24 protein-coding genes are annotated in these 21,336 nt (G+C 70.8%); 12 read left to right on the top strand and 12 right to left on the bottom strand.

The features are described from left to right. Nucleotides 1-40: 40 nt before the first annotated feature. The gene (locus tag ASF96_RS03880; protein WP_055833836.1) at nucleotides 41-736 is read right to left on the bottom strand and encodes a DUF998 domain-containing protein; all 696 of its coding nucleotides are present in this window, start codon (nucleotides 734-736) and stop codon (nucleotides 41-43) included. Between the two features lie 571 nt (nucleotides 737-1,307). On the opposite strand from ASF96_RS03880, the gene ASF96_RS03875 reads away from it, so the two are divergent. After that, on the top strand, nucleotides 1,308-2,651 hold the full coding sequence (locus tag ASF96_RS03875) for a cell division initiation protein (protein ID WP_181015993.1): 1,344 nt from the start codon (nucleotides 1,308-1,310) through the stop codon (nucleotides 2,649-2,651). A 48-nt stretch (nucleotides 2,652-2,699) separates the two neighbouring features. Next, nucleotides 2,700-3,635, top strand: coding sequence for an aldo/keto reductase (locus ASF96_RS03870; RefSeq protein WP_055833833.1), 936 nt, complete (start codon nucleotides 2,700-2,702; stop codon nucleotides 3,633-3,635). A gap of 10 nt (nucleotides 3,636-3,645) precedes the next feature. On the opposite strand, the gene ASF96_RS03865 is transcribed toward ASF96_RS03870, so the two are convergent. Then, a complete protein-coding gene (locus ASF96_RS03865; RefSeq protein WP_055936094.1) occupies nucleotides 3,646-4,236 on the bottom strand; it encodes a hypothetical protein in 591 nt (196 codons plus the stop codon). Between the two features lie 146 nt (nucleotides 4,237-4,382). Here ASF96_RS03865 and ASF96_RS03860 point away from each other — a divergent pair, with 146 nt between their 5' ends. Then, on the top strand, nucleotides 4,383-4,610 hold the full coding sequence (locus ASF96_RS03860) for a hypothetical protein (RefSeq protein ID WP_156458710.1): 228 nt from the start codon (nucleotides 4,383-4,385) through the stop codon (nucleotides 4,608-4,610). Between the two features lie 200 nt (nucleotides 4,611-4,810). On the opposite strand, the gene ASF96_RS03855 is transcribed toward ASF96_RS03860, so the two are convergent. Next, nucleotides 4,811-5,188 carry a DUF7882 family protein gene (locus tag ASF96_RS03855; protein WP_055833824.1) on the bottom strand — a complete coding sequence of 126 codons (378 nt, stop codon included), beginning with the start codon at nucleotides 5,186-5,188 and terminating at the stop codon, nucleotides 4,811-4,813. Between the two features lie 81 nt (nucleotides 5,189-5,269). Between ASF96_RS03855 and ASF96_RS03850 the strand changes: the two genes are divergently transcribed. From ASF96_RS03850 to ASF96_RS03840, 3 genes are read left to right on the top strand one after another with little or no spacing between them, the layout of a single operon-like run. Continuing rightward, nucleotides 5,270-5,857: a MarR family winged helix-turn-helix transcriptional regulator gene (locus ASF96_RS03850; protein ID WP_082509266.1), complete on the top strand. Its 588-nt coding sequence runs from the start codon at nucleotides 5,270-5,272 to the stop codon at nucleotides 5,855-5,857. Further along, nucleotides 5,854-6,645, top strand: coding sequence for a transglutaminase-like domain-containing protein (locus tag ASF96_RS03845; RefSeq protein ID WP_055936088.1), 792 nt, complete (start codon nucleotides 5,854-5,856; stop codon nucleotides 6,643-6,645). Before ASF96_RS03850 ends, ASF96_RS03845 begins: the two co-directional genes overlap by 4 nt. Before the next feature lie 51 nt (nucleotides 6,646-6,696). Beyond that, nucleotides 6,697-8,550: a DUF2207 domain-containing protein gene (locus ASF96_RS03840; protein WP_055936086.1), complete on the top strand. Its 1,854-nt coding sequence runs from the start codon at nucleotides 6,697-6,699 to the stop codon at nucleotides 8,548-8,550. 51 nt (nucleotides 8,551-8,601) lie between these two features. Here ASF96_RS03840 and ASF96_RS03835 read toward each other — a convergent pair whose 3' ends face one another. Next, nucleotides 8,602-9,285, bottom strand: coding sequence for an esterase/lipase family protein (locus ASF96_RS03835; protein WP_055936083.1), 684 nt, complete (start codon nucleotides 9,283-9,285; stop codon nucleotides 8,602-8,604). Nucleotides 9,286-9,408: 123 nt separating this feature from the next. On the opposite strand from ASF96_RS03835, the gene ASF96_RS03830 reads away from it, so the two are divergent. Both ASF96_RS03830 and ASF96_RS03825 read left to right on the top strand, forming a co-directional pair. Next, the gene (locus tag ASF96_RS03830) at nucleotides 9,409-9,657 is read left to right on the top strand and encodes a hypothetical protein (RefSeq protein ID WP_055833812.1); all 249 of its coding nucleotides are present in this window, start codon (nucleotides 9,409-9,411) and stop codon (nucleotides 9,655-9,657) included. Beyond that, a complete protein-coding gene (locus tag ASF96_RS03825) occupies nucleotides 9,654-11,093 on the top strand; it encodes a glycosyltransferase (protein WP_055936081.1) in 1,440 nt (479 codons plus the stop codon). The genes ASF96_RS03830 and ASF96_RS03825 overlap by 4 nt, the downstream gene beginning before the upstream one ends. Nucleotides 11,094-11,242: 149 nt before the next feature. On the opposite strand, the gene ASF96_RS03820 is transcribed toward ASF96_RS03825, so the two are convergent. Further along, nucleotides 11,243-11,428, bottom strand: coding sequence for a hypothetical protein (locus ASF96_RS03820; RefSeq protein WP_055833809.1), 186 nt, complete (start codon nucleotides 11,426-11,428; stop codon nucleotides 11,243-11,245). A 90-nt stretch (nucleotides 11,429-11,518) separates the two neighbouring features. Next, the gene (locus ASF96_RS03815) at nucleotides 11,519-14,176 is read right to left on the bottom strand and encodes an MMPL family transporter (protein ID WP_055936078.1); all 2,658 of its coding nucleotides are present in this window, start codon (nucleotides 14,174-14,176) and stop codon (nucleotides 11,519-11,521) included. Nucleotides 14,177-14,295: 119 nt separating this feature from the next. Here ASF96_RS03815 and ASF96_RS03810 point away from each other — a divergent pair, with 119 nt between their 5' ends. From ASF96_RS03810 to ASF96_RS03800, 3 genes are all read left to right on the top strand, one after another. Further along, on the top strand, nucleotides 14,296-14,859 hold the full coding sequence (locus tag ASF96_RS03810) for a TetR/AcrR family transcriptional regulator (RefSeq protein WP_055833802.1): 564 nt from the start codon (nucleotides 14,296-14,298) through the stop codon (nucleotides 14,857-14,859). 230 nt (nucleotides 14,860-15,089) lie between these two features. Then, entirely contained in the window at nucleotides 15,090-16,112 is a 1,023-nt protein-coding gene (locus tag ASF96_RS03805; protein ID WP_055833798.1) for a TerC family protein, read from the top strand. A 108-nt stretch (nucleotides 16,113-16,220) separates the two neighbouring features. Then, entirely contained in the window at nucleotides 16,221-17,186 is a 966-nt protein-coding gene (locus ASF96_RS03800) for an LLM class F420-dependent oxidoreductase (protein ID WP_055833795.1), read from the top strand. Between the two features lie 46 nt (nucleotides 17,187-17,232). On the opposite strand, the gene ASF96_RS16375 is transcribed toward ASF96_RS03800, so the two are convergent. From ASF96_RS16375 to ASF96_RS03775, 6 genes are all read right to left on the bottom strand, one after another. Further along, complete coding sequence (locus ASF96_RS16375) at nucleotides 17,233-18,135, bottom strand: helix-turn-helix domain-containing protein (protein ID WP_162239395.1); 903 nt, start codon at nucleotides 18,133-18,135, stop codon at nucleotides 17,233-17,235. Nucleotides 18,136-18,140: 5 nt separating this feature from the next. After that, nucleotides 18,141-18,362, bottom strand: a complete 222-nt coding sequence (locus ASF96_RS16370) for a hypothetical protein (protein ID WP_082509264.1) — start codon at nucleotides 18,360-18,362, stop codon at nucleotides 18,141-18,143. Between the two features lie 248 nt (nucleotides 18,363-18,610). Continuing rightward, a complete protein-coding gene (locus tag ASF96_RS03790) occupies nucleotides 18,611-19,102 on the bottom strand; it encodes an FBP domain-containing protein (RefSeq protein WP_055936074.1) in 492 nt (163 codons plus the stop codon). A 272-nt stretch (nucleotides 19,103-19,374) separates the two neighbouring features. Then, complete coding sequence (locus ASF96_RS03785; RefSeq protein WP_082509263.1) at nucleotides 19,375-19,752, bottom strand: PPOX class F420-dependent oxidoreductase; 378 nt, start codon at nucleotides 19,750-19,752, stop codon at nucleotides 19,375-19,377. 17 nt (nucleotides 19,753-19,769) lie between these two features. Further along, on the bottom strand, nucleotides 19,770-20,288 hold the full coding sequence (locus tag ASF96_RS03780) for a 2'-5' RNA ligase family protein (protein ID WP_055936070.1): 519 nt from the start codon (nucleotides 20,286-20,288) through the stop codon (nucleotides 19,770-19,772). A 7-nt stretch (nucleotides 20,289-20,295) separates the two neighbouring features. Then, nucleotides 20,296-20,673 (bottom strand): DoxX family protein, encoded by a 378-nt coding sequence (locus ASF96_RS03775; protein WP_055936067.1) that lies wholly within the window; start codon nucleotides 20,671-20,673, stop codon nucleotides 20,296-20,298. 166 nt (nucleotides 20,674-20,839) lie between these two features. On the opposite strand from ASF96_RS03775, the gene ASF96_RS03770 reads away from it, so the two are divergent. Continuing rightward, nucleotides 20,840-21,133: a hypothetical protein gene (locus tag ASF96_RS03770; protein WP_156458709.1), complete on the top strand. Its 294-nt coding sequence runs from the start codon at nucleotides 20,840-20,842 to the stop codon at nucleotides 21,131-21,133. The last annotated feature ends 203 nt before the right edge of the window (nucleotides 21,134-21,336 follow it).

Here is a 21,336-nt window from a genome sequence, read left to right as displayed (position 1 = left end):
ACAACGCTAACCTCTCGCCCGCAGGGCTCGCCCCGCGACCTCAGGAGACCGGTCGGGTGGACCGACGCCCCGGAGCCGCCCGCTCATCGGCCGCCACCTGCAGGCCGAAGACGCCGAACCAGGCGATCGCCAGCGTCGCGGCAGTGAATTCCAGGTTGCCTCCGAGCACCGTGTCCCCGCCGAAGAGCGAGAGCATGGCGCCGGTGAACGACGTCACCCCGACGGCCACGAGGGTCATGACGCTCGCCGCGCGCATCCACGGCCGTCGTCGCAGAGCCGCTACCTGGCCCATCGCCACGATGGCGAGGACGAACCCCAGCACGGCGAACGAGATGTGAAAGAGGTCTTGCACCTGTGCGCCCGGGGTGAACGGAACCGGGCAGCCCGGGGAGCACGTGATGACCGAGGCCACGGCGAAGCAGAGCCCGCACACCAGCAGGGTCGTGGCGACCGGCCATCCGACGACGTATCCCCCGCCTCGACCGACGAGGGCGCGATCGACGAGCACCGCCGCGATGGCGAGCAGAAGCAGCGCGAGATTGAACAGCGGCGCCGTGGGCATGCCGGTCGCACCGAGCTGGCTGACGTACTGCACGCTCGGGTCCACACCCCGGCAGACCCAGATGAGCGCGGCACTGACGAAAGCGGCCGATCCCCCCACGGTCGCGAGCGTGGCGGGTCGAGGCGGTCTCACCCGTGATCGTGCGGGCGCGGACTGGTCGACGGTGTCGATCATCGACTCCTCCTGGGGGACAACGGGGCTCGGCCACATTATCGCTTCACCCCGGGCTGTCCGACGCTGAGGTGATCTGTCGATCCAGCGGGGTGAATTCCCCACGCCCGGGTCCGCCTGCTCGCGCGGCGCACCCGATGCTGGATCCGCGGGCAGAGCGAGCACGTCGCCTGCGAGCCGGGGGGCCGCATTGCTGAATGTCTCGCTCTGCCCGCACCTCCCCCTACCGCGATACCTCTCGTCGACAACCCGGTCGCGACGGGCGCCGGCGTGCCCATTCACCGGAGCGCTCCGGGTGGGGCGAGCGCCGGGGTGAAAAAGGGGGGATCTACACACCCCCCGGGTCGGATCGATGCAATCGTCGAGATCGAGCGATCGTCGAGTTGTTCTCCCCCAAGATTCGAACTCTTCCACCGCGATCGCTCACTCTCGGATGCGCGGTCTCGCCGCCTCGGCACCCGGCCGCGAGACCGCGCATCCCCTTAGAGCCTCCTCCGAACGCCCGACGCCCGCACGCCGATGGGGTTGAATCAAAGGGCGCCCGGATCGGACGCGACACCCCGAGGAGGACCCCGTGACCGACGACCGCGCCGACCACGAGACCGGCCTGGATGCCCTTCTTCAGGCGTCCGAGAACGGCGACGAAGGGGCGCCCATCTTCCCCGTCGGCTTCCGCGGCTACGATCGCGACGTCGTCGACGAAGCCGTTCGTGAACTCGGTGAACGTCTGCGAAGGGCGGCGGACGACGCGCACGACGCGAAGATGCGCGCCGAAGCGATGTTCGCCCAGCAGCGCGCGGAGCATGATGACGAGCTCGAGCAGGCTGCGCGGCGGCACAGCGAAGAGAACGGCGAGCTGCAGGAACGTCTGCGCGAAGCGGCGGCGCGTGCCGCCGAGGCCGAGACACGGGCATCGGCGCTGTCCGGCGAGTTCGCCGCCCGGCTCGGAGAGGACATCGATCCCGAACAGGGGCGACAGCAGTTCGATGCGATCCTGCGCGTCGCCGAAGAACAGGCGACCGTGCTCGTGCAGAACGCCGTCGGGCAGGCGGAGCGCCTGCTGACGAGCGCTCACGACGAAGCCGCCTCCATCCGCGAGGACGCCGTCGCCGAGCAGTCCCGCCTCCGTGCCGAAGCCCAGCACGACGCCGACCAGATCCGCCTCCGCATCGAGACGGAGGCGACGGCGCACGCCGCGCGTCTCGAGCGCGAAGGCGCGCACGCCGCCGAACGGGTGTCGCAGGCGGAACGCGAGGCCGTGGCGGTGCGCACCGAAGCCGAGAAGGGCGCGGCCGCCCTGCGTTCGATGGTGTCTCGCGAGACGGGGGATCTTCGCGCGAAGGCGGAGCGCGACGTCCGCGAGATGACCGCGCGAGTGCTGGAGTTCGAAGAATCCCTCACGCGGCGGCAAGACGATGCGCAGCAGGAGTTCCTCGTGCTGCACAACCAAGCGGTCGCCCACGCCGAGCGGATCACCTCCGATGCGAGCGATCAGGTGGCGGCGGCACTCGAGCACGCGCGCCGGATCAGCGCCCGGGCCGACGACTACGAGCGGCTGGCCCGCGCCCAGGCGCAGCAGGTCGAGGCCGACACGCACGTGCGCGCGCGCGACATCCTCGACGGATCCCGCGAGAAAGCACAGCGCATCGCCGACACGATCACGACGCACGCGGCGTCGGTCCTCCGAGACGCCGAGGACCGAACCCGTGATCTGCGGTGGCAGCAGCAGCAGCTGAGCAGCTTCATGGCCGAGATGAACGAGCTTCTGCGCGCGGTGCCCCGCGGTGGGTCGACGGGTCTCGACCTCGAAGACGACGCACCGACTTCGAGTACCGAACACGACGAGAAGCACACCGAGGTGGAACGAGACGTCACGGTCGGCGCGCACGAGGACGACGAGGTCGATCCTCCCAGCTGACGTTCGGCGCGCATGCTCTCCCGGAGCTCCCCGGCTAACGTGGGAAGCATGCGCACCGTCCCCCTCGGCCCCTCCGGCACTCGAGTCCCCCACGTCGTCGCCGGAATGATGCGGATCGACGGGAAGAGCGACGAGGACGTCCGCCGGCTCTACCGCGCCGCGCGCGACGCGGGAATCGATTTCTTCGACCACGCCGACATCTACGCGGCCGAACTGCACTCCGCCGAACGCCGGTTCGCCGAAGCCCTGTCGCTCGACTCGGCCGAACGGTCGGAGATCCGCCTGCAGACCAAAGCGGGGATCGTTCGGGAGGGGCCGTACTTCGACTTCTCGTACGACCACCTGGTGTCATCGGTCGAAGAATCCCTGCGGGCTCTGCGCACCGACTACGTCGATGTGCTTCTTCTCCACCGCCCCGATGCCCTCGTCGAGCCCGACGAAGTGGCTCGGGCTTTCGACCACCTCGAGTCCGCGGGCAAGGTGCGGGCGTTCGGCGTCTCGAATCACACACCGCGTCAGATCGACCTGCTGCGCACGGCCGTACGCCAGCCTCTCGTGGCCAACCAGGTGCAACTGTCCATCGCCCACGCGCCTCTGCTCACCCAGGGGCTCGCGGCGAACATGGAGGGCACGGCGCAGTCGGCCGTGCTCGACGGGGGCGGCCTGATCGAGTACTGCCGCATCGAGGGCATCACCTTGCAGGCCTGGTCTCCGCTGCAGGGATCGCGGGGTGGTGGGGTCTTCCTCGACAACCCGGCCTACGCCGAGCTCAACACGGTCATCGGCGAGCTCGCCGCGCGCTACGGGGTGACGCCCCTCGCGATCGCGGTCGCGTGGATCACCCGACACCCGGCCGGAATACAGGTGGTGCTCGGCACCACCACGCCCGAGCGCCTCACCGAGGCTGCGGCGGGTTCCGACATCGACCTCACCCGCGCCGAGTGGTACGCGCTCGTGCGCGCCGCGGGCTACGTCGTCCCCTGACCGGTGTGTCTCAGTCGCCGCGACGCCCCCGGCGACTGCGGGAGATCACGACGATGAGGCCGACTCCGACGATGACGGCGGCGATCAGCGGAACGAGGACGAACGCGAGTCGACCTGTCTCCGCCTCGGCGTCGGGTTCCGCCTGAGCGGAATCCTCCCCCGCCGAGGGGGAGGCGGACGACTCGGGTGCCGACGAGGGCGCCGAGGTCGCCGGAACCGGCTCCGCCGTCGCCGCGGTGACGGTGACCGTCGCCTGCGCCAACGTCGACTCCCCCGTGCCGACCGCGACCACGATCTCACCGGCGCGCGTCGGGATGAGTTCGACGGTCGCTGATCCGTCGACCACCGCGACGCGGGCGGTCGTCCCGCCCGCGTCGACACCGTCTCCGTCGAAGGCCGCGGCGTCGGTGGCATCCATCCCGAAGGTGGCCGTCTCGAGGCCCCCGAGACCTGTCGCCGTGACGGTGGTGGTCTCGCCGATCGCCACGGCCGCCGGGTCGATGGTCACCGCCGGTCCCGTCGTGGCCTGTGCCGCCGCGGGAGCGAGGGCCAGCGAGGCGAAAAGTACGGAGATGGCCAGAACGGCCGGTCGGAGGCGCACGGGGATTCCCTTCGTCGGTCCGCGTAACGGTACCCACCGCGGCGACCGACCGCGCGGTGGTGGACGCGGACGCCGGGGAGCGCTAGGGATCGCCGCCCGACCCGCTTCGCTAGGCTGTGCTCGACATCCACGAGGAGGGGAAGCTCATGACGTCGATCCGACCGTTTGCGGGAGTCTTCCTCTGCGGCATCGCGGCTCTCGTCTTCGCCGCCCCGACGCTTTTTCTCGCCGCGGACTCGCCGACGGGACCCAAGGTCGCGTTCCTGGTGGTCGGGACGATCATCCTCGCCCTGGGAGCGCTGCGCATCCGCCGGGAAGGCGCCGCGAGCGAGCGGGCGACGGACGAGCCCACGAAGCGCGTCAGCGGGGAGTGACCGCTTCCCGGTCTTCGATCAAGACGACCGAGATCGGTTCGGTGGGCAGGTCCCAGGCGGCGACGGGGTTCATGAGCTTCTCTCTTGCGACGGACGTGAGGTGAGGTTCTGCGCTGTGTCACGCATCGCCACCGCGAGATCGGCGTCGATGCGCGTGCGGGCCGGCGGTGCGGCAGTCGGGGCCCCCGGCGGGCCCCCGATCAAGCGACGCGGGCGAGCGAGCGCGTCGCGTTCGCGGATCGGGGCGCCGGACGCGCCGGGGCCTCGGCCGCCGGAGCTGCGTCGAGCATTCCGTCGAGGCTGAGTCCGCGCGAGGAGTTCGCGTCGTTGGCCATGCGCTTGAGGATGTTCTGGTCGAGGGACTCGGGCTGCTCGGAGTCGAAGACGAACCGCAGGGGGATCGACGGCTGCAGCCAGATCGTCGAGCGTCCGGCCGGTTCGTTCGGGCCGTGCACCCACGACAGGGTGAAGCTCTCGCCACGACGGAGCTTGGTCGCCACGACGACCTTCACGTGTGCCAGCAGTCGGTCCTCGATGATGATCGGCTCGACGGTCGTGCCGTAGAAAAGCTTGGCCATGGTGTACCCCTCTGCTCGTTGCTTGTTTGAGAACTTACTAGTTAGACTAGCGAATAGGCAAACAAGATATTAGGGGACCGGATGACGACCGAAAGCAGCACGCCTCCGTCGTACTGGTACAGCGAAAGCGCCGACGACGAACGGGGATCCCGGGTCATGGAGGCACTGCGTGCGTATCGCAGCGCCGAGATGGCCATGCGCCGTCGCACCCAGGACTCGATGGCGATGGGCGAGAACGAGCTGCTCGTTCTGCGCTATCTGACGCGGGCGGCGGGGTCGGGTCAGGACGTCACTCCGATCCACCTGGCGCGCCATCTCGGCGTGTCGACGGCATCCATCACCGCGCTGCTCGACCGTCTCGAGAAGAGTGCCCACGTGCGGAGGAGTCCGCACCCGACGGATCGCCGGAAGGTGCTGGTGTCTGCGACGATCCACGCCGACGACGAGATGCGCGACACGTTGGCGGCGATGCATCGACGCATGATGCAGGCCACCCGCGGAATGACCGAAGCCGAGACGACGGCGGTCACCGCCTTCCTCGGGCGCATGCGGTGCGCCGTGACGAACGCCTGCGCCTCGACGGGAGAACCGTGTTGCGCGATCGCGGGGGTCCCCGCCGTCTCCCCCTCGGCCGTCGTTCCCGAGACCGTCCCGGACGTGGCGGCGTGAGAGCGCGAGTCACCGCGGCCATCGAGCTCCAGGTCGACAGCGACGCCGACGTCGTCCTCTCGATCGCGGCCGCCTCGGGGTGGACGGATGACGAGCGACTCCAGGTGCGCACCACCGCCGGGGTGCTGCCCGTCACCGAGAGCGTCGACCACCACGGCGGACGCCTGCATCGCGTGACGCTGCCGGTCGGCCATGTTCGGATCGACTACGACGCCGATGTCACGAGCCCGACCGCCCCCGATCCCTCGGATGAGCTCGACGCGGTGCGCTACCTCCGGCCCAGCCGTTACGTCCCCTCCGACGCCCTGGGTGACGGCATCCCGAACTTCGGCGGGGCCGCACCCCGCGAATTGGTCTCGCTCGTGCCGCAGTGGGTCGCGGATGCGCTGTCTTATGTGAGCGGGTCCAGTGGGCCCACCGATACCGCTCTCGACACCCTCCGCAGCCGCGAAGGGGTCTGTCGCGACTACGCCCACGTGACGATCGCGCTTCTGCGCGCCCTGGGCGTTCCCGCCCGACTCGTCTCCGTCTACGCCCCCGGCCTGTCCCCCATGGACTTCCACGCCGTCGTCGAGGCCTTCGTCGACGGACGGTGGGAGGTGGTGGATGCCACCCGCTTGGCGCCGCGCCCCCACTTCGTCCGCATCGCGACGGGGCGGGACGCTGCCGACACGGCCTTCCTCACCACGCTGTCGGGAACGATGACGTTGTCTTCCGTCGAGGTCAGCGCCGTCGCCATCGGCGCCTTCACCACCGACGACCATCGCGGCGCGGTGCTCCTACCCTGAGTCCCCCTCGCGGGGGATCCCCGCCGGAACCCCGCGCGGTAACGTCGCAGCATGGACGTCTTCCCCCCGCCGTCTCGAGCCCTTCGCCGCGCCGCTGCCCTCGTGGCGGTGTTCGCACTGGCGGTTCTGCTCGTCGCCATCCCCCGCCCGGCCGCGGCCGACACCGACGACTTCACGTTCGACTCCTTCGACGCCGACATGAGCTTGTCGCGCACCTCGGACGGGCACGCCGAGCTCGCCGTCGTCGAGACCATCGTGGCGCGCTTCCCCGACGAGGATCAGAACCGCGGCATCGTGCGGGCGATCCCCGACGATTACGACGGAGTGCCGTTGCAGACCCGTGTCGTGTCGGTCACCGACGCGTCGGGCGCCGACGTGCCCTACGAGATCGAGGAGGGGCGCCGTGAGGTGCGGGTGCTCACGGGCGACGACGATTATGTGCGCGGCGTGCAGACCTACGTCATCTCCTACACGCAGCGCGACACCATCCGGTCGTTCGCCGACACCGACACCGACGAGTTCTACCGGGACATCAACGGCACCGACTGGGAACAGCCGTTCGGTGAGGTCTCGGTCCGACTCAGCGTCGACCCGTCGCTCTCGTCGACGGCGATCGACGGGGCGGCCGCGTGCTACGTCGGAGAGCAGGGCTCCGACGCCCGGTGCGACATCACCCGCACCTCGGACGCAACGGGGTCGCTCGTCTGGACCGCCGGGGCACGGGACCTCGACGCGGGCGAGAACGTCACGGTCGCGGTGGGCTTCTCACCCGGCACCTTCGTCCCGGGCGAAGTCGTCCGCACCCCCATGGAGCAGTTCTCCGTCGACGCGGCGCCCGCTCTGGCGGGGCTCTCCCTCGGCGCGGTGGGCCTGGCGGTGGCCGGAATCGGGACCGCCGTCGTCGCGCGCCGGCGCGGACGGGATGCCGCCGGGCGCGGTGTCATCGTGCCCGAGTACGCCCCACCGTCCGACGTCGACGTCCTGCAGGGCGCTGAACTCGTGCAGCGCGGGGGCGCCGGCATCCCCGCCGCTCTGCTCGACGCGGCGATCGCGGGCCATCTGCGCATCGTCGAGTCAGCGGACGACGTACAGACCCTCATGCTCGAACTCGTGCGCACCGACGACGCGAGCCCCCTGCACGCCGCGGTGCTCACGGCCGTCTTCGGCTCGGGAGCCCGGCCCGGTGCCCGCGTCGTGCTGGGGCCCGACCGGCAAGACGTGGCGAAGGCGTTGCAGGCGCTTCCCCCCGGCGCCTCCGCAGAACTGCGGGCGCGGGGATGGACCCACCCGCAGCGTCACGGCCTCTCGATCGGCGCCGGCATCACCGCGGTGGCGGCATTCGTCGTCGCGGTGGGAGCCCTCATCTTCGCGGCGATGGGAACGGCCCCCACGTGGTGGCAGATCGCCGCGATTCCCGCGACCGTGGTCCTCGGCATCCTGGCGTTCGTCCTGCTGCGCTACCGCGACCGCGTCACCGACGCCGGCGCTCCCGCCCGCGATCACCTTCGGGGCCTGCGCGACTATCTGCAGCTCGCGGAGGCCGACCGCCTGCGCGTTCTGCAGAGTCCCGAGGGGGCCGAGCGGCGCCCCGTCGACACGGCGGACTCGGCGCACGTGCTGCACCTGTACGAGCGCCTTCTGCCGTGGGCCGTGGTGTGGGGAGTCGAGCGCGAATGGGCGCAGGTCCTCGACACGCGTGTGCGCGAGAACGGCGGCGAGCTGGGCTGGTACGCCGGCTCGAACGGCTTCTCGTCGACGGCCTTCCTCGCCACGATGGGATCGATGCGCACCGCCAGCGCCCCGGCGACGGCCACGACGAGCGGATCCGGGAGCTTCTCGGGCGGGTCGTTCGGCGGGGGCTTCTCGGGCGGCGGAATGGGCGGAGGCGGCGGCGGCGGTCGGTGACGCCGTCGGGGCCGCAGCTCGAGACCGTGGCGGGACGACGTCCGCGAGGCGTCACTCCGCGACGCGGATGACCTCCGCGATCACCCGCGGGTCGGCCAATACGCGGAAGTGCCCGCCACCGGCGAGCCGGACGTTGCGCGCCCCCGCCAGCTCGCTCCCCTCGGGGATGTGCGGGTCGAACGGACCGTAGACCGAGACGATCCGCACGTTCGCTTCGGCCGCAGCGGCGAGCGCGCGCACGGTCGCGTCGCCCGAGGCGAAAGCCCGCAACGACGGGGTGGGCATGAGCCGGCTGTAGCGCGAGCCGCCGAAGGGCGTGGCCACGGCCACCATGGCGCGCACCCTCTCGCCCTCCGGATGGAAGGCCATGACGTGCTTGCCGATCAGCCCGCCCTTGCTGTGGGCCACGAGCACGACGTCGTCGAGCCCCCGCGCGACGAGCAGCGCGGCGACGCGATCGGCGGCGTCGGCCACGGGCCGAAGATTGCCGCCCAGCTCGGTGACGACGTGCACCGGGTGCCCGCGGTCGTGCAGGGCCTTCGCGAGGGGTTCCATGAAGCGCCAGGTCTCGTAGATCCCGGGCAGCAGCACGATCGGGGTCCCGCTCCCCTCGGCGAGCGCATCGGGGGCGTCCCGACCGGTGAGCGCCCGCACTTGACCGCGCACGGCGTAGACGTAGTCGCGCACCCACCACCCGAGGTCGCGGATACCGGTGCGGAGCTTCGCGATCACCATGTCCCCATCCTCGTCGAGGCTCCTCCGCGCGGGCGTCGGGTTGCGCCGACGGGCCTCGCCGCACACCCGCGCGGTGCGCGCAACCCGCGTCTCGGTGTCTGCGGCCCGTCGTAATCTGTCGCCATGGACACCTCGGATATCCGCTGGAACGAGCCCGCCCGCCAGAAGATCCTCGACGACGCCGACGCGGTGTTGCGCGAGGCCGTCGTCGCCATCGCCCGCGAGAGCGACGGCATCTCCTCCGACGAGGCGTTCGCGCAGATCAACGCCCGCATCAAGGACCGCTTCATCGATTACGAGCCGGGTCCCGACATCCGCACGTACGCCGACGCGATCGCCGCCGGGGAGATCTCCCCCGACGACGCCGGATGACGCGCGGCCCCTCTCTTCCCCGCGGTCGGCAGTTCGTCCTCACGTGGGGCATACCCGCTGAGTACGGCGGCCTCACCGCCGCCCTCCTGCAGCGGTCGCGCGCCTTCGCCGACCACGGCTCCCCCGTGCACGTGCTGACGTGCGACGACCGCGACGATCGGGTCGCCGTGTCGGCGCAGCTCGAGCGTCGGGGCGCCCTCGCCTCGGGCGTGCACCTCACCAACCTGTGGGATTGGCTTCGCGAGAACACGTTGCGAGGCCGTCCGGTCGCCGCCGGCGCGGGATTCTCGCCCCTGCCGGCCTCGGCCACCGCCGAGTACACCGGGGGCATCCTGGTGCGGCGGATACGGACGGATGCCGCGGGGGCGGTGCAGCAGATCGATCACCTGCGCGCCGACGGGACGCTCGCCGTCAGCGACCGCCGCGATGTCGCCCACGGCTCCGGCCGTACCCGGCGCGTCATCGTCGCCTGCGATGAGAGCGGCGCTCCCCGCGCCGCGTGGCGCGGGGTGAGGGAGCTGTACACCGCGTGGCTCGACCGGCTGACCGGCGGCGCCCGGTCGTTCCTGCTCGTCGACAGCAAGGCCATGGCACGGTTCGCGGCCGGGTATCGCCGAGCCGGCGTGGTCGTGCTGCACGTGGTGCACGGCTCCCACCTGACCGACGACGGCAGCGCCATCCGCGCCTCCCGCGCGGAGGTGTTCTCGCGGCTCAGCGCCTTCGACGCCGTCGTGTTCTGCACGCCACGGCAGGTGGCCGACGTGCGGCGCGAGGTCGGGCCCATCCCCCTGCTGACCGCGGTACCGCATCCGGTCGACGTGCCCGACACCGATACTCGTGCACCGCGCGACGGCACGGTGGTGGTGGCCCGTCTCGAGCCGATCAAGCGCGTCGAGGACGCGGTCGACGCCATCGGGCTGGCACGGTCGCGCGGCGCGCAGGTGCACCTCGACGTGTACGGCGACGGTCCCTCCCGCGCCGCTCTGGAGCGACGGGCCGGCGACGGCGTCGTGTTCCACGGCTTCGATCCCGCCGCGCGCGATGCCCTCCGGCGCGCCTCGACGCTCCTGCTGACGAGTCGTTCCGAGGCCTTCTCGCTCGTGGTGGCCGAGGCGATGGCCGCCGGCTGTCTGCCCATCGCCTACGACGTGCCCTACGGCCCCCGCGAGCTCATCGCCGACGGACGCACCGGGTGGCTCATGGCGCCCGGTGATGTCGCCGCGCTGAGTGAGGCGCTCGTGCACGCGGCATCCGCGAGCCCGGCGACCCTCGCCCGCATGCGCCGTGCCGCCGTCGAGAGGGCACGCGCGTACGACGAGGCCGCGGTCCTGCGTCTGTGGGGGCGCGCGCTCTCTCGGGCTCGACGGAGACACCGGCTCCGGGGGACCACCTGGCGCACCCGCGAGATGTTGCGGCGCCGCCTTCGGATCGGCTGAGATCCGGACCTATCCGGCCCTCGCGGGCGTAACGTTCCTCTCACCACCCCGGCATCGCCGGCGCGGAAGGCACCGATCTCGGTGCCACCGACGACTCCCGTCCGTCGAGCCCTCCCCCACGCGGCTCCGGACGGGAGTCGCCGCCGTTCTCAGCGGTCTTCGCCGTAGCCGCGGATGCTGCGCAGGTCGTCTTTCAGGTCCTCGTTCGACACGTCGTCGTTCACCTGGGCGTCGGCGGCGCGCTGCTCCTGCTCGCCCTGCTTCTTCTCTTCGACGCCGGCGTCGGTCGCACCGTCCATCACGGGGGCGTCCTGGGTCTCTTCGCGGTCAGTCATCGTCGTCCTCCTCGGAAAGGGTGGTGACTGGCATCCTGACCCCCTTCGTCGCGAGCCGACCGGGGCTTGCGCCGACCTGGCCCGAGATGCTCACGCGTCGTGATGCGCCGGGTGACGACGCTCGAGCGCCGAGCCCTCGACGTCGACGTTCGGCACGATGCGGTCGAGCCATCGCGGCAGCCACCAGGCCGACCCTCCGAGAACGTGCATGATCGCGGGGATGAGGAGCATGCGCACGATGAACGCGTCGAAGAGCACGCCGAGCGCGAGGCCGAGACCCATCGACTTGATGATCACCGCGTCCGACGCGATGAAGCCCGAGAACACCGCGATCATGATGATCGCCGCGGCCGTCACGACGGTGCGTCCGGCGCGGAACCCCTGCGCCACCGCCAGTCGGGGCGCGGCCCCGTGCGCCCACGCCTCGCGCATGCCGGTGGCGAGGAACAACTGGTAGTCCATCGCGAGACCGAACAGGATGCCGACGAGGATCACCGGCAGGAAGCTGAGGATCGGGCCGGGGTTGTGCACGCCCAGGATGCCGCCCAGCCAGCCCCACTGGAAGACCGCGGTGACCGCGCCGTAGGTCGCGAACAACGACAGCACGAAGCCCACCGTCGCGATCAACGGCACCAGCAGCGAGCGGAAGACCATGATCATGATGAGGAACGACAACCCCACGACCACCACGAGGTAGATCGGCAGCACGTCGGCGAGACCCTCGGAGATGTCGATGTTGATCGCGGCGGCGCCCGCGACCCCCAGCTCGATGTCGCCGTCGACCGCGGGGAGGGACCGTAGATCGCGCACGAGCTGTTCGGTGGACACCGCGTTCGGGCCCTCCTTCGGGATGACCTGGAACGCCGCGAGCGTCCGGTCGTCCGACACCGCGACCGGGGCCACCGCGGCCACATCGTCCTGCGCGAACAGCTCGCGCGCGACGTCGAGCTGGATACCCTGCACGTCGGCCTCGGCGGTGCCGGCGGGCAGCGTCGCGGTCACGAGCAGGGGGGCGTTCGCCCCGGCGCCGAACGCCTGGTCGGTCCAGGTGAACGCCTGGTACGCGGTGGAGTCCTCGGCCTCCGACCCGCCGTCGGGCAGGCCCAGCCGCATCGACAGGGCGGGGATCGCCACGACCAGCAGCGCCAGGGTCGCGATCACCATGGTGAGCACGGCACGCAGCGTCGACATCGGCTTCACCGCGGAGACCGTCGCGATCGACCCCGTGCGGGCGGCGCGACGCGGGTGCTCGGCGGAGGCGACGGGAGGCTCGGCGGACCGGGCTGCACGACGCGGATGCTCGGCGGAGTCGACGGGAGCCGGGGCCGAGCCCGCGGCCCGGCGCGGGCGCTCCATCGCGTCCGCGGCGGCTGTCGCCCTGGCGCGGGCCTTGCGGGTGAGGATCCGTGGACCGGCCAGCCCCAGCAGCGCGGGGATGAGCGACACCGCGATGAGCACGGCGACCAGCACGCTCACCGCCCCCGCCGTTCCCATCAGGCCGAGGAAGGGGATGCCGGTGATGTTGAGCGCCAGCAGGGCCACGATCACGGTCGTCCCGGCGAAGACGACGGCGTTCCCGGCCGTTCCGTTGGCGAGGCCGATGGATTCGACCACCTCGGCGCCCTGCAGCAGCTGGCGCCGATGGCGGTAGAGGATGAACAGCGCGTAGTCGATGCCGACCGCGAGGCCGAGCATCACGCCGAGGATCGGGGTGACGGATGCCATCTGCACCACGCCCGAGAACGACAGCGTGGCCATGGCCCCGATGGCGACGCCGACGAGCGCGGTGACGATGGGGAACGCGGCTGCGAGCACCGAGCCCAGAACGACGACGAGCACGATGGCGGCGATCGCGACGCCGATGGCCTCGCCGACGCCGAGGATCTCGGGCACACCCTGAGCGATCTCGGTGTTGAACGCCACATCGACGCCCGGCACCGGCTCGGCCGTGAAGTGCTCGACGACGGCGTCTTTCGAGGCCTCCGACAGCTCCAGCCGCGGCTCGCTGAAACCGACGTTGACGATCGCGGTGGACGCGTCGTCGGACACCAGACGGATGGCATCCGCGAACGACAGCAACTCGGCTCCGTCGGCGAGCTGGGTCTCCTGCGCGGAGATCTGCGCGAGGCCGTCGGTCACCTGCGTCTGCTGCTGCGCGAGCGCCGCGCGCTGCTGGTCGAGCTGCGCCTGCTGCTGGTCGAGGGCCTCGAGCTGCGCCTGCTTCTGTGCGGTGGGCAGCGGCGCGGCCTCGAGCTGCGCGCGGGCGGCATCGAGCTGCTGCTGGCCCGCGTCGAGCTGCGCCGTCCCCGCGTCGAGCTGCTGCGCGCCCGACTCGGCCCGCGCGCGGGCGTCGGCGAGCTGCTGGCGGCCGTCGACCACCTGCTGTCGCTGATCGTCGAGCTGCTGCTGCGTCGAAAAGGGATCGGTGACGCGCGCCACGTCGGGCAGATCGCCTGCCGAGGCGACCAGCCCCGAGATCCCGCTCTTCTGCTCATCGGTCAGCGCCGAGCCGTCGGCGGTGCGGAACACCACCGCTCCCGAGGCGCCGCTGAAGTCGGGCAGCTCCTCCTGCAGCTTCGCGATGACGTCCCCGGATGCCGTGCCCGGGATGTCGAAGCTCGAGCTGAGGCCCTTGGAGCCCAGCAGGAAGCCGCCCACCACTACGCCGAGGATCACGGCCCACGCGACGATCACCGTCCACGCGCGGCGCGCCGCGAAGGTTCCGAGACGGTGCAGCAGTTCAGCCATGCGGGATGTTCCTCTCGTGCGGTGCGCGCGGAGGAGCACCGTCGGCTCCGACCAGTCCGTCGAAGATAACACGCACCGTCTCGTCTCGATTCGGCTCGAGGTCGTCCAGAATGTGTGTCATGGCTCTTCCGCGCAGTGGACCCGTTCGCAGCGAGGCGGCGCGCCTCGCGATCATCGATGCGGCCGTCGCCCTCTTCGTGGAGCGCGGCTACGACCACCTCACGATGGAGGGCATCGCCCGGCGCGCCGGCGTCGGCAAGCAGACCATCTATCGCTGGTGGCCGAGCAAGGGAGACGTCATCGCCGAGGCGATCCTCGAGGGCCGCCTGCTCGGCGGCCGGCGCGACCTCCCCGACACCGGAGACGCGCGCATCGACCTGGCCGACTGGCTCGACGAACTCTTCACCCTGCGCGCCAGCCCCGAGGGCGAGGGCATGCTGCACTCGCTCGTCGCCGCGGCCGCCGGAAGTGCCGAGACCGGCCGACGACTGCGCACCGAGATCCTCGCGGCGCCTCTCATGGCGCGATTGTCCGAAGCGCTGGGAGGAGCCACCGGGCCCCGTCTCGACGCCGCCGCCGACGCCCTGGTCGGAGCAGTGATCCTGCGTGCCCTGAGTCGCGAGGCCTTCCATCGCGACGACATGCTCGCTCTCGTCGACGCGATCGTGGGTGCTCGCACCTGACCCGGCGGCGGCCGCAGGACTCAGGATCGAATAGCACATCGCTCGAAACGGCGTCCAGCCCACCCACGCACATCTTCATCCCGTAGAATCGTGCGCAGCAAGGGGAGTACTCCCACGCGACGATCTCGTCAATACGGCCACGCCATCGTGGACCCGGGACGTCGGCCCGCTTCGCCGGGTGGAAGAGACCTTGGTGTTCTGGCGTACACCTATTCTCCCTGGAGGCCGTCTTGGGCGTCACACCCCTGGTCTGGATCATCACCATCGCGATCACGATCGCGTTCTTCGTCTTCGAGTTCTTCGCGCACGTGCGAAAGCCCCACGAGCCCACGATCGCCGAGTCCGCTCGATGGTCGGCGTTCTACATCGGCTTGGCCCTGCTCTTCGGCGTCGGTATCGGCGCCGTCTCGGGGTGGACCTACGGCGGCGAGTACTTCGCCGGCTACCTGACCGAGAAGGCGTTGTCGATCGACAACCTCTTCGTGTTCCTGATCATCATGACCGGGTTCGCCGTGCCGAAGATCTATCAGCAGAAGGTGCTGATGATCGGCATCGTGATCGCGCTGATCATGCGTGGCGCATTCATCGCCGTCGGTGCCGCGCTGATCGAGAACTTCTCGTGGATCTTCTACATCTTCGGCGCCCTGCTGCTCTTCCTCGCCTACCGCCAGGCGTTCTCGCACGGCGACAGCGACCCTGCGAACGGCAAGTTCATGCAGTTCGTCCGCCGCGTCCTCCCCGTGAGCGAGGAGTACAACGACGACAAGCTGACCGTGAAGAAGGACGGCAAGCGCTTCGTCACCCCGATGCTGCTCGTCATCATCGCGATCGGCTTCATCGACCTCGTCTTCGCGGTCGACTCGATTCCCGCAATCTACGGTCTGACCAACGAGGCGTACATCGTCTTCACCGCCAACGCCTTCGCGTTGATGGGCCTGCGTCAGCTCTACTTCCTCATCGGCGGACTGCTCGAGCGCCTCGTGTACCTCGCGCAGGGACTGGCCGTCATCCTGGCGTTCATCGGTGTGAAGCTCGTCTTCCACGCCCTGCACGTCAACGAGCTGCCCTTCATCAACGGCGGCGAGCCGCTGCTGTGGGTGCCCGAGATCCCGATCTGGTTCTCGCTGCTGTTCATCGCGGCGACCGTGGCTGTGGCGACGTTCCTCAGCCTGCGCAAGACCCGCAACGACGACCAGAAGAAGGAACGCGAGACGTTCGACGGCGAGAAGGTCATCCACGCACCCGAGGACTGACCCCGCACGACGACGGGCCCGCGGCGATCGCCGTGGGCCCGCTGCCGTATCCGGGCGTCGTGCGCAACCCCGGCGGACGCGTCCCTCGGCGGTCCTACCGTGGCGGTCATGACGCGATTCGGCTACACCCTCATGACCGAGCAGAGCGGCCCCCGGGCGCTCGTCGACTACGCCGTCGGCGCCGAGCGCGCCGGCTACGACTTCCTCGTCTCGAGCGACCACTACTCGCCCTGGCTCACCAGCCAGGGTCACGCGCCCTACGCGTGGACCGTGCTCGGTGCCGTCGCGCAGGCGACGACCGACGTCGAGCTCATGACGTACGTGACGTGCCCGACGGTTCGCTACCACCCCGCCGTCGTCGCACAGAAGGCGGCAACCCTTCAGCTGCTGTCGGAGGGGCGGTTCACTCTCGGCCTCGGCTCGGGCGAGAACCTCAACGAGCACGTCGTCGGTGAGGGTTGGCCGGCGGTCCACGCCCGCCAGGACATGCTGGTCGAGGCCATCGAGATCATCCGCGCCCTGCACACGGGCGACCTCGTCACCTACGACGGCGAATACTTCCGTGTCGACTCCGCGCGCGTGTGGGATGCGCCCGACGGCGGCGTGCCGATCGGTGTGGCGGTGTCGGGCGAGCACTCGATCGCGCGTTTCGCTCCCCTGGGCGACCACCTCATCACCACCGAGCCCGATGCCGAGATCGTCCAGGGCTGGGACGAGCACCACGAGGGCGCGTCGCGCAAGATCGGTCAGATCCCGATCAGCTGGGACCCCGACAAGGATGCCGCCATCGCACGCGCCCACGACCAGTTCCGCTGGTTCGCCGGAGGCTGGGCCGTCAACGCCGACCTCCCGACCCCCGCGGGCTTCGCGGGCGCATCGCAGTTCGTGCGGCCCGAAGACGTCGCCGAGTCGATCGCCTGCGGCCCCGACCTCGATGAGCTGGCCGAGAGCGTGCGTCCGTTCATCGACGCCGGTTTCACCGACATCGCCATCGTGCAGGTCGGCGACGAGCAGCAGCAGCGCTTCGTCGACGAGATCGCCGCTCCCCTGCTCGACAAGCTCCGCGCCCTGTGAGCCGAGGTCCGGGGCGCGTCGGCGACGACGCCCCGGGCTCTCGGGCTCAGCGCGGTGAGGCGCCGGTCTCGGCGATCCACCTCTCGAGGCGCCACGAGGGCAGGCGGAAGACACGGGCGACGACCGAGACCGGATGCCGGGCCTCGACGACCGCGGCGACGGCGAACTCGCGCAGCGAGCGGAACTCGCGGTCTGCCAGCACTCCTTCGCGCAGTTCGGTGAAGGTGCGGGGCTGCCGACGCGGCGCCGGGGCACGCTCGACGCCGGTCATGACCGAGCCGGCGACGGGCTGAGGTCGCGAGGCGACGACCCCGGTCGCCGGCGGGGCCGGGCGGGACGCCGTCTCGCTGGGCGCGGGTGCGTGCATCGCAGACCACGCGGCTTCCGGCGGGCGTATCGGCGCCTCGTGGCGCACCCACGGCGCGGGCGGCAGCGGCCCGCCCCACGTCTGCTCCGTCGGAGGATAGACCGTCGACTCGGGCCGGACGGGCGCGAGGGCCGGCTCGGGCATGGTCGGCGCGGCCACCGCAGAACTCCAGGGCGCGGCGGGGAGCTCCCCACCCCACACCACCTCGCTCGGCACCACGTACGGGCTGACCTTCGCTGCGGGCGCGCTCATCCAGGGCGCCGGGGGAAGGTCGCCTCCCCACACGACCTCGCTCGGCACCACGTATTCGCTGCGCGTCGCCTCGTCGCCCGACGCCGTGCGCGTGACGCCGCCGAAGAGCTCGGCGATCTCGATCTCGAAGGTCTCGGCGAGGGCGACGAGCGTCGCCAGCGACGCCGTCGCGCGTCCCGACTCGATCGCGCGGACGCGTGACTCCGAAATGCCGGCCTCGAAAGCCAACCCGGCGACCGAGAAGTCCCGCACCCTTCGCAGGGCCCGCACCCGGTCGGCGAGGCCACGCAGAACACCGTCGAGTCGATCGTCCACCGTCACGTCCGTCATCCGTGTCATCCCCGCCTCACCCGAGGCGCGGCGGCGGCCTCATCGACCCACTTTTGCAGACGCCACTGCTGGATGCGGAACAGACGCGCGATGGTCGACACCGAGTATCCGCCCTCGAGGACCGCGGCGACGGCGAAGTCCTGCAACGACGCGAACGTGCGCCCCTCGAGCACCCCGGTGCGGAGGTCCGCGAAAGAACGGGGACGACCGGACGACGGGCGCCCCACCTGCGCGGGACCCGCCGGTCGGGGTCTGCCCGCACGCTCGGCGGGCGTGCCGGGGCGCGTCCCCCTCGCCGACCATGATCCGGGGCCGCGTCCCGCACGGGATGCTTCCTCCGACCCGTCGTCGGTCGGAGGTTGCGGCTTCCCCGCGATCGGGGGGTCAGCGGATGCCGGGATCCCCGCGTCGAGTATCGCAGCAGAGCGGACCGCCGAGGGCCTCGCCGCGACGAGTCCGTTCCCGCGCCGCGCGGTCAGACCCCGTCGCGCAGGTCGCGGAAGAACGCGTCGACGTGCGATCGCAGAGACGCCACGCGACGATCGCGCGCCGCCGCAGCGTCATGACCGAGGTACGCGGGCGGATCGAGCCGACGCACGTTGCGCGAGCACTCGAATCCCGCGCAGAGCAGGGTACCGACGGTGTTCCCCGCCCGGCCCGCTTTGCCCGTCCGTCGCGCGGAGAACAGCACGACGTCGTTCGGCAGCGTCACGTCGGTGCACCACGAGCACTGTGCGCGAGTGCGGGTGCGCTGTTCGGTCTGGCGCAACTGCAGACCGACCGGCGTGCCGTCGATCTCGGCGACGACGAACCCGAGCAGGGGCGACTTGGCGTCGCGCCATCCGACGTAGTCGAGGCGGTCCCACGGCGAAGCCTCGATGTCGGTGGGCACCGTGAGGGCGCTGCGCTCACGGGTGGAGACGTTGACGAAGGCGGAACGGAGGGTGGAGGCGGAGAGAGCGTGCATGGAGGTATCCCGAAGAGAGGGTCCGCCCGCGCGGGCGGAACGAAGACGTGCGTGCGAGAAGGAGCGCACGCGCGAAGGTCATCGACCGGTCGAGAGGACGACACGGGATCGAGGTGGTCGCTCGCACACCGGCGAGCGGGCCCCGTCGGTCAGACGGCGGGGGAAGCGGCGCGCACGACGCCTGTGCCGCCGGCGCTCCGCGCGCCGACGACCCCCTCACGCCCGGAGGGCACCGAAGGAGTGACGAAGGACATACCTCCAGGGTACGCCCGTCAGGCCCGGAACGCCGCCGAACCCAGCGTGCGCTCGACCGTCATCTCGAGCACGACGCGCTCCGGGTTCTCACGGGGCTGCCGGTACCGCGCGGCGTACAGCTCCACTGCGCGGGCCACGGCCTCCGGATCATCGGTGACCTGCGCCGACCCTTCGAAGCTGATCCACTGCGCCCCGGCGACCGAGCACACCGAGGCGCGGCCGCTGCGCGCGGCGTTCACGAACTTCTGGGTGCCGCGCGAGCCGATGACGCGCACGATGCCGTCTTCGTACGTGAAGCCCACGGGAACGGAGTGCACCCGACCCGAACGGCCGACGGTCGAGAGGGTGGCCAGGTGGTACTCGCGCAAGAAGGCGAAGGCGTCATCGGTCAGCACTCCTCCAGGGTGCCACGTCACGCGATGTCCGAGACCGTTCTCGTGGCGGCATCCCAGCGACGGATCGACGTCGCCCGCCCCGCGAGGTCCGCCCCGCCTCCTCGTGCCAACGCCGAGAGCGCCTCGCCGATCCGGTCCACCGGCACGCGTCGCGCCAGGGTGACGTGCGGCGTCCACGAACCCGGACGCGTGTGGTCGGCGTCGTCGCCGGCACCCGCGCGCTCGTGCACGCGCGCGTGCAGGTCGAGCAGGGCCGATGTAAGAACGACCGAGCGGGCGATGACGCGGGTGCGACCGACGCCGAACAGCAGCGGCGCCCCGAGCGTGAGCGGCAGCGGGAGAGACGAAGCCAGCCCCGTGGCATCCATCTCGTCGAGGGTCCCGCGCACGAGCAAGGTCAGATGCGGGCGGTTGCTCCCGCCCGTATGCCGCGCCTGGCTCGGGAGGTCCGCCGCGACGAGAAGATCCCACTCACGTCGGACGGCCGCGTCGGTGTCGTCGTCGAAGAGCAGTTCCAGGCTGGTGACGTCGCTCATCGCGCGGTCATCGCGTCGACCACCAGGCCGCCGTGACGAGAGCCGGCTGGAAGAACAGGCGAACGAGGCGCTTGCGGTCGGTGTCCAGACCGAACGCCGAACGGCGCTTGCGCCACTGATCGATGTTGCCCGGGAAGATCGCGACGAAGAAGGCCGCGAGGGCGGCCCCCACCCGGCGACGTTCTTTGGGCAGCACCAGCAGGGCCAGGCCGAAACCCGCTTCGACGACCCCGGATGCCACGACCACGGCGTCGCGATCGAGGGGCCCCCGTTCGACCAGGGCATCCGGCACCTGCGCCTGGAAATCGCGGCGCGCGAAGGTCAGATGCGACACACCGGCGAACAGCATTGCCAGGGCGAGCGCCCACCGTACGACAGATCTCATGCGACCACGGTACGAGCCGCGAGACGTGGATCCGGTGGGCTTGACGACGACGCGCGCGTTCTGCGCGACGGATCGCGGCGACTACGCCACCCGGCCGGATCGCGCAAGCCCCGTGTCCTCGAGGCGCTGCGCGGTTGACTGACGATACGCGACGAAGGGGGTGACCATGACGATGACCGAGACAGCATCTACAGCGAGTGAGGACGCCGACGTGGACGCTCTGCTCGTCCGCGCCGCTAGTGGCGACTGCGACGCCTTCGTCGCGTTCTACGACGCCACCGCCCCGCGCGTATACGCGGTGCTGCTCTCCCTCACCGGCGTCGCCGCCTCCGCCGACGCCCTTCTCGAGGGCATCTACGTCGAGGCGTGGGAGCGCATGCGCGGCCGTTCGGCGCCGCCGTGTCCGGGGATGCAGTGGATGTCGGTCATCGCTCACCGACACGCCGCCGGCCAACGCTGAGCGGACGCGTCAGGCGGGCGCTGTGAGCGACGTCGAGGTCGGTGCGCTCCGGGGTCGAGAATGACCCCGCCCGACGGGTCGGGGAAAGAGATGGGCTGTACGGACGACCCGGAGTACGGAAGGCCCAGGAACGTCTCCCTCGGGAGATATTTCGCACTCATATTTTACTAGGCCGCCTAACTATCGGCCAGGAAAACCCGACA

Origin of the sequence: Microbacterium sp. Leaf179 (assembly GCF_001423785.1) — a bacterium.
Classification (GTDB): domain Bacteria; phylum Actinomycetota; class Actinomycetes; order Actinomycetales; family Microbacteriaceae; genus Microbacterium.
Note: the sequence above shows the minus strand (reverse complement) of the source record. Positions and strands in the feature narration are given on the sequence as shown.

Bases quoted from the DNA above. Each gene is read 5' to 3' on its own strand.
- ASF96_RS03880 (WP_055833836.1), bottom strand. From the start codon at position 736: ATGATCGACACCGTCGACCAGTCCGCGCCCGCACGATCACGGGTGAGA.
- ASF96_RS03870 (WP_055833833.1), top strand. From the start codon at position 2,700: ATGCGCACCGTCCCCCTCGGCCCCTCCGGCACTCGAGTCCCCCACGTC.
- ASF96_RS03860 (WP_156458710.1), top strand. From the start codon at position 4,383: ATGACGTCGATCCGACCGTTTGCGGGAGTCTTCCTCTGCGGCATCGCG.
- ASF96_RS03855 (WP_055833824.1), bottom strand. From the start codon at position 5,188: ATGGCCAAGCTTTTCTACGGCACGACCGTCGAGCCGATCATCATCGAG.
- ASF96_RS03850 (WP_082509266.1), top strand. From the start codon at position 5,270: ATGACGACCGAAAGCAGCACGCCTCCGTCGTACTGGTACAGCGAAAGC.
- ASF96_RS03840 (WP_055936086.1), top strand. From the start codon at position 6,697: ATGGACGTCTTCCCCCCGCCGTCTCGAGCCCTTCGCCGCGCCGCTGCC.
- ASF96_RS03835 (WP_055936083.1), bottom strand. From the start codon at position 9,285: ATGGTGATCGCGAAGCTCCGCACCGGTATCCGCGACCTCGGGTGGTGG.
- ASF96_RS03830 (WP_055833812.1), top strand. From the start codon at position 9,409: ATGGACACCTCGGATATCCGCTGGAACGAGCCCGCCCGCCAGAAGATC.
- ASF96_RS03825 (WP_055936081.1), top strand. From the start codon at position 9,654: ATGACGCGCGGCCCCTCTCTTCCCCGCGGTCGGCAGTTCGTCCTCACG.
- ASF96_RS03820 (WP_055833809.1), bottom strand. From the start codon at position 11,428: ATGACTGACCGCGAAGAGACCCAGGACGCCCCCGTGATGGACGGTGCG.
- ASF96_RS03815 (WP_055936078.1), bottom strand. From the start codon at position 14,176: ATGGCTGAACTGCTGCACCGTCTCGGAACCTTCGCGGCGCGCCGCGCG.
- ASF96_RS03810 (WP_055833802.1), top strand. From the start codon at position 14,296: ATGGCTCTTCCGCGCAGTGGACCCGTTCGCAGCGAGGCGGCGCGCCTC.
- ASF96_RS03800 (WP_055833795.1), top strand. From the start codon at position 16,221: ATGACGCGATTCGGCTACACCCTCATGACCGAGCAGAGCGGCCCCCGG.
- ASF96_RS16375 (WP_162239395.1), bottom strand. From the start codon at position 18,135: ATGACGGACGTGACGGTGGACGATCGACTCGACGGTGTTCTGCGTGGC.
- ASF96_RS03790 (WP_055936074.1), bottom strand. From the start codon at position 19,102: ATGCACGCTCTCTCCGCCTCCACCCTCCGTTCCGCCTTCGTCAACGTC.
- ASF96_RS03780 (WP_055936070.1), bottom strand. From the start codon at position 20,288: ATGAGCGACGTCACCAGCCTGGAACTGCTCTTCGACGACGACACCGAC.
- ASF96_RS03775 (WP_055936067.1), bottom strand. From the start codon at position 20,673: ATGAGATCTGTCGTACGGTGGGCGCTCGCCCTGGCAATGCTGTTCGCC.
- ASF96_RS03770 (WP_156458709.1), top strand. From the start codon at position 20,840: ATGACGATGACCGAGACAGCATCTACAGCGAGTGAGGACGCCGACGTG.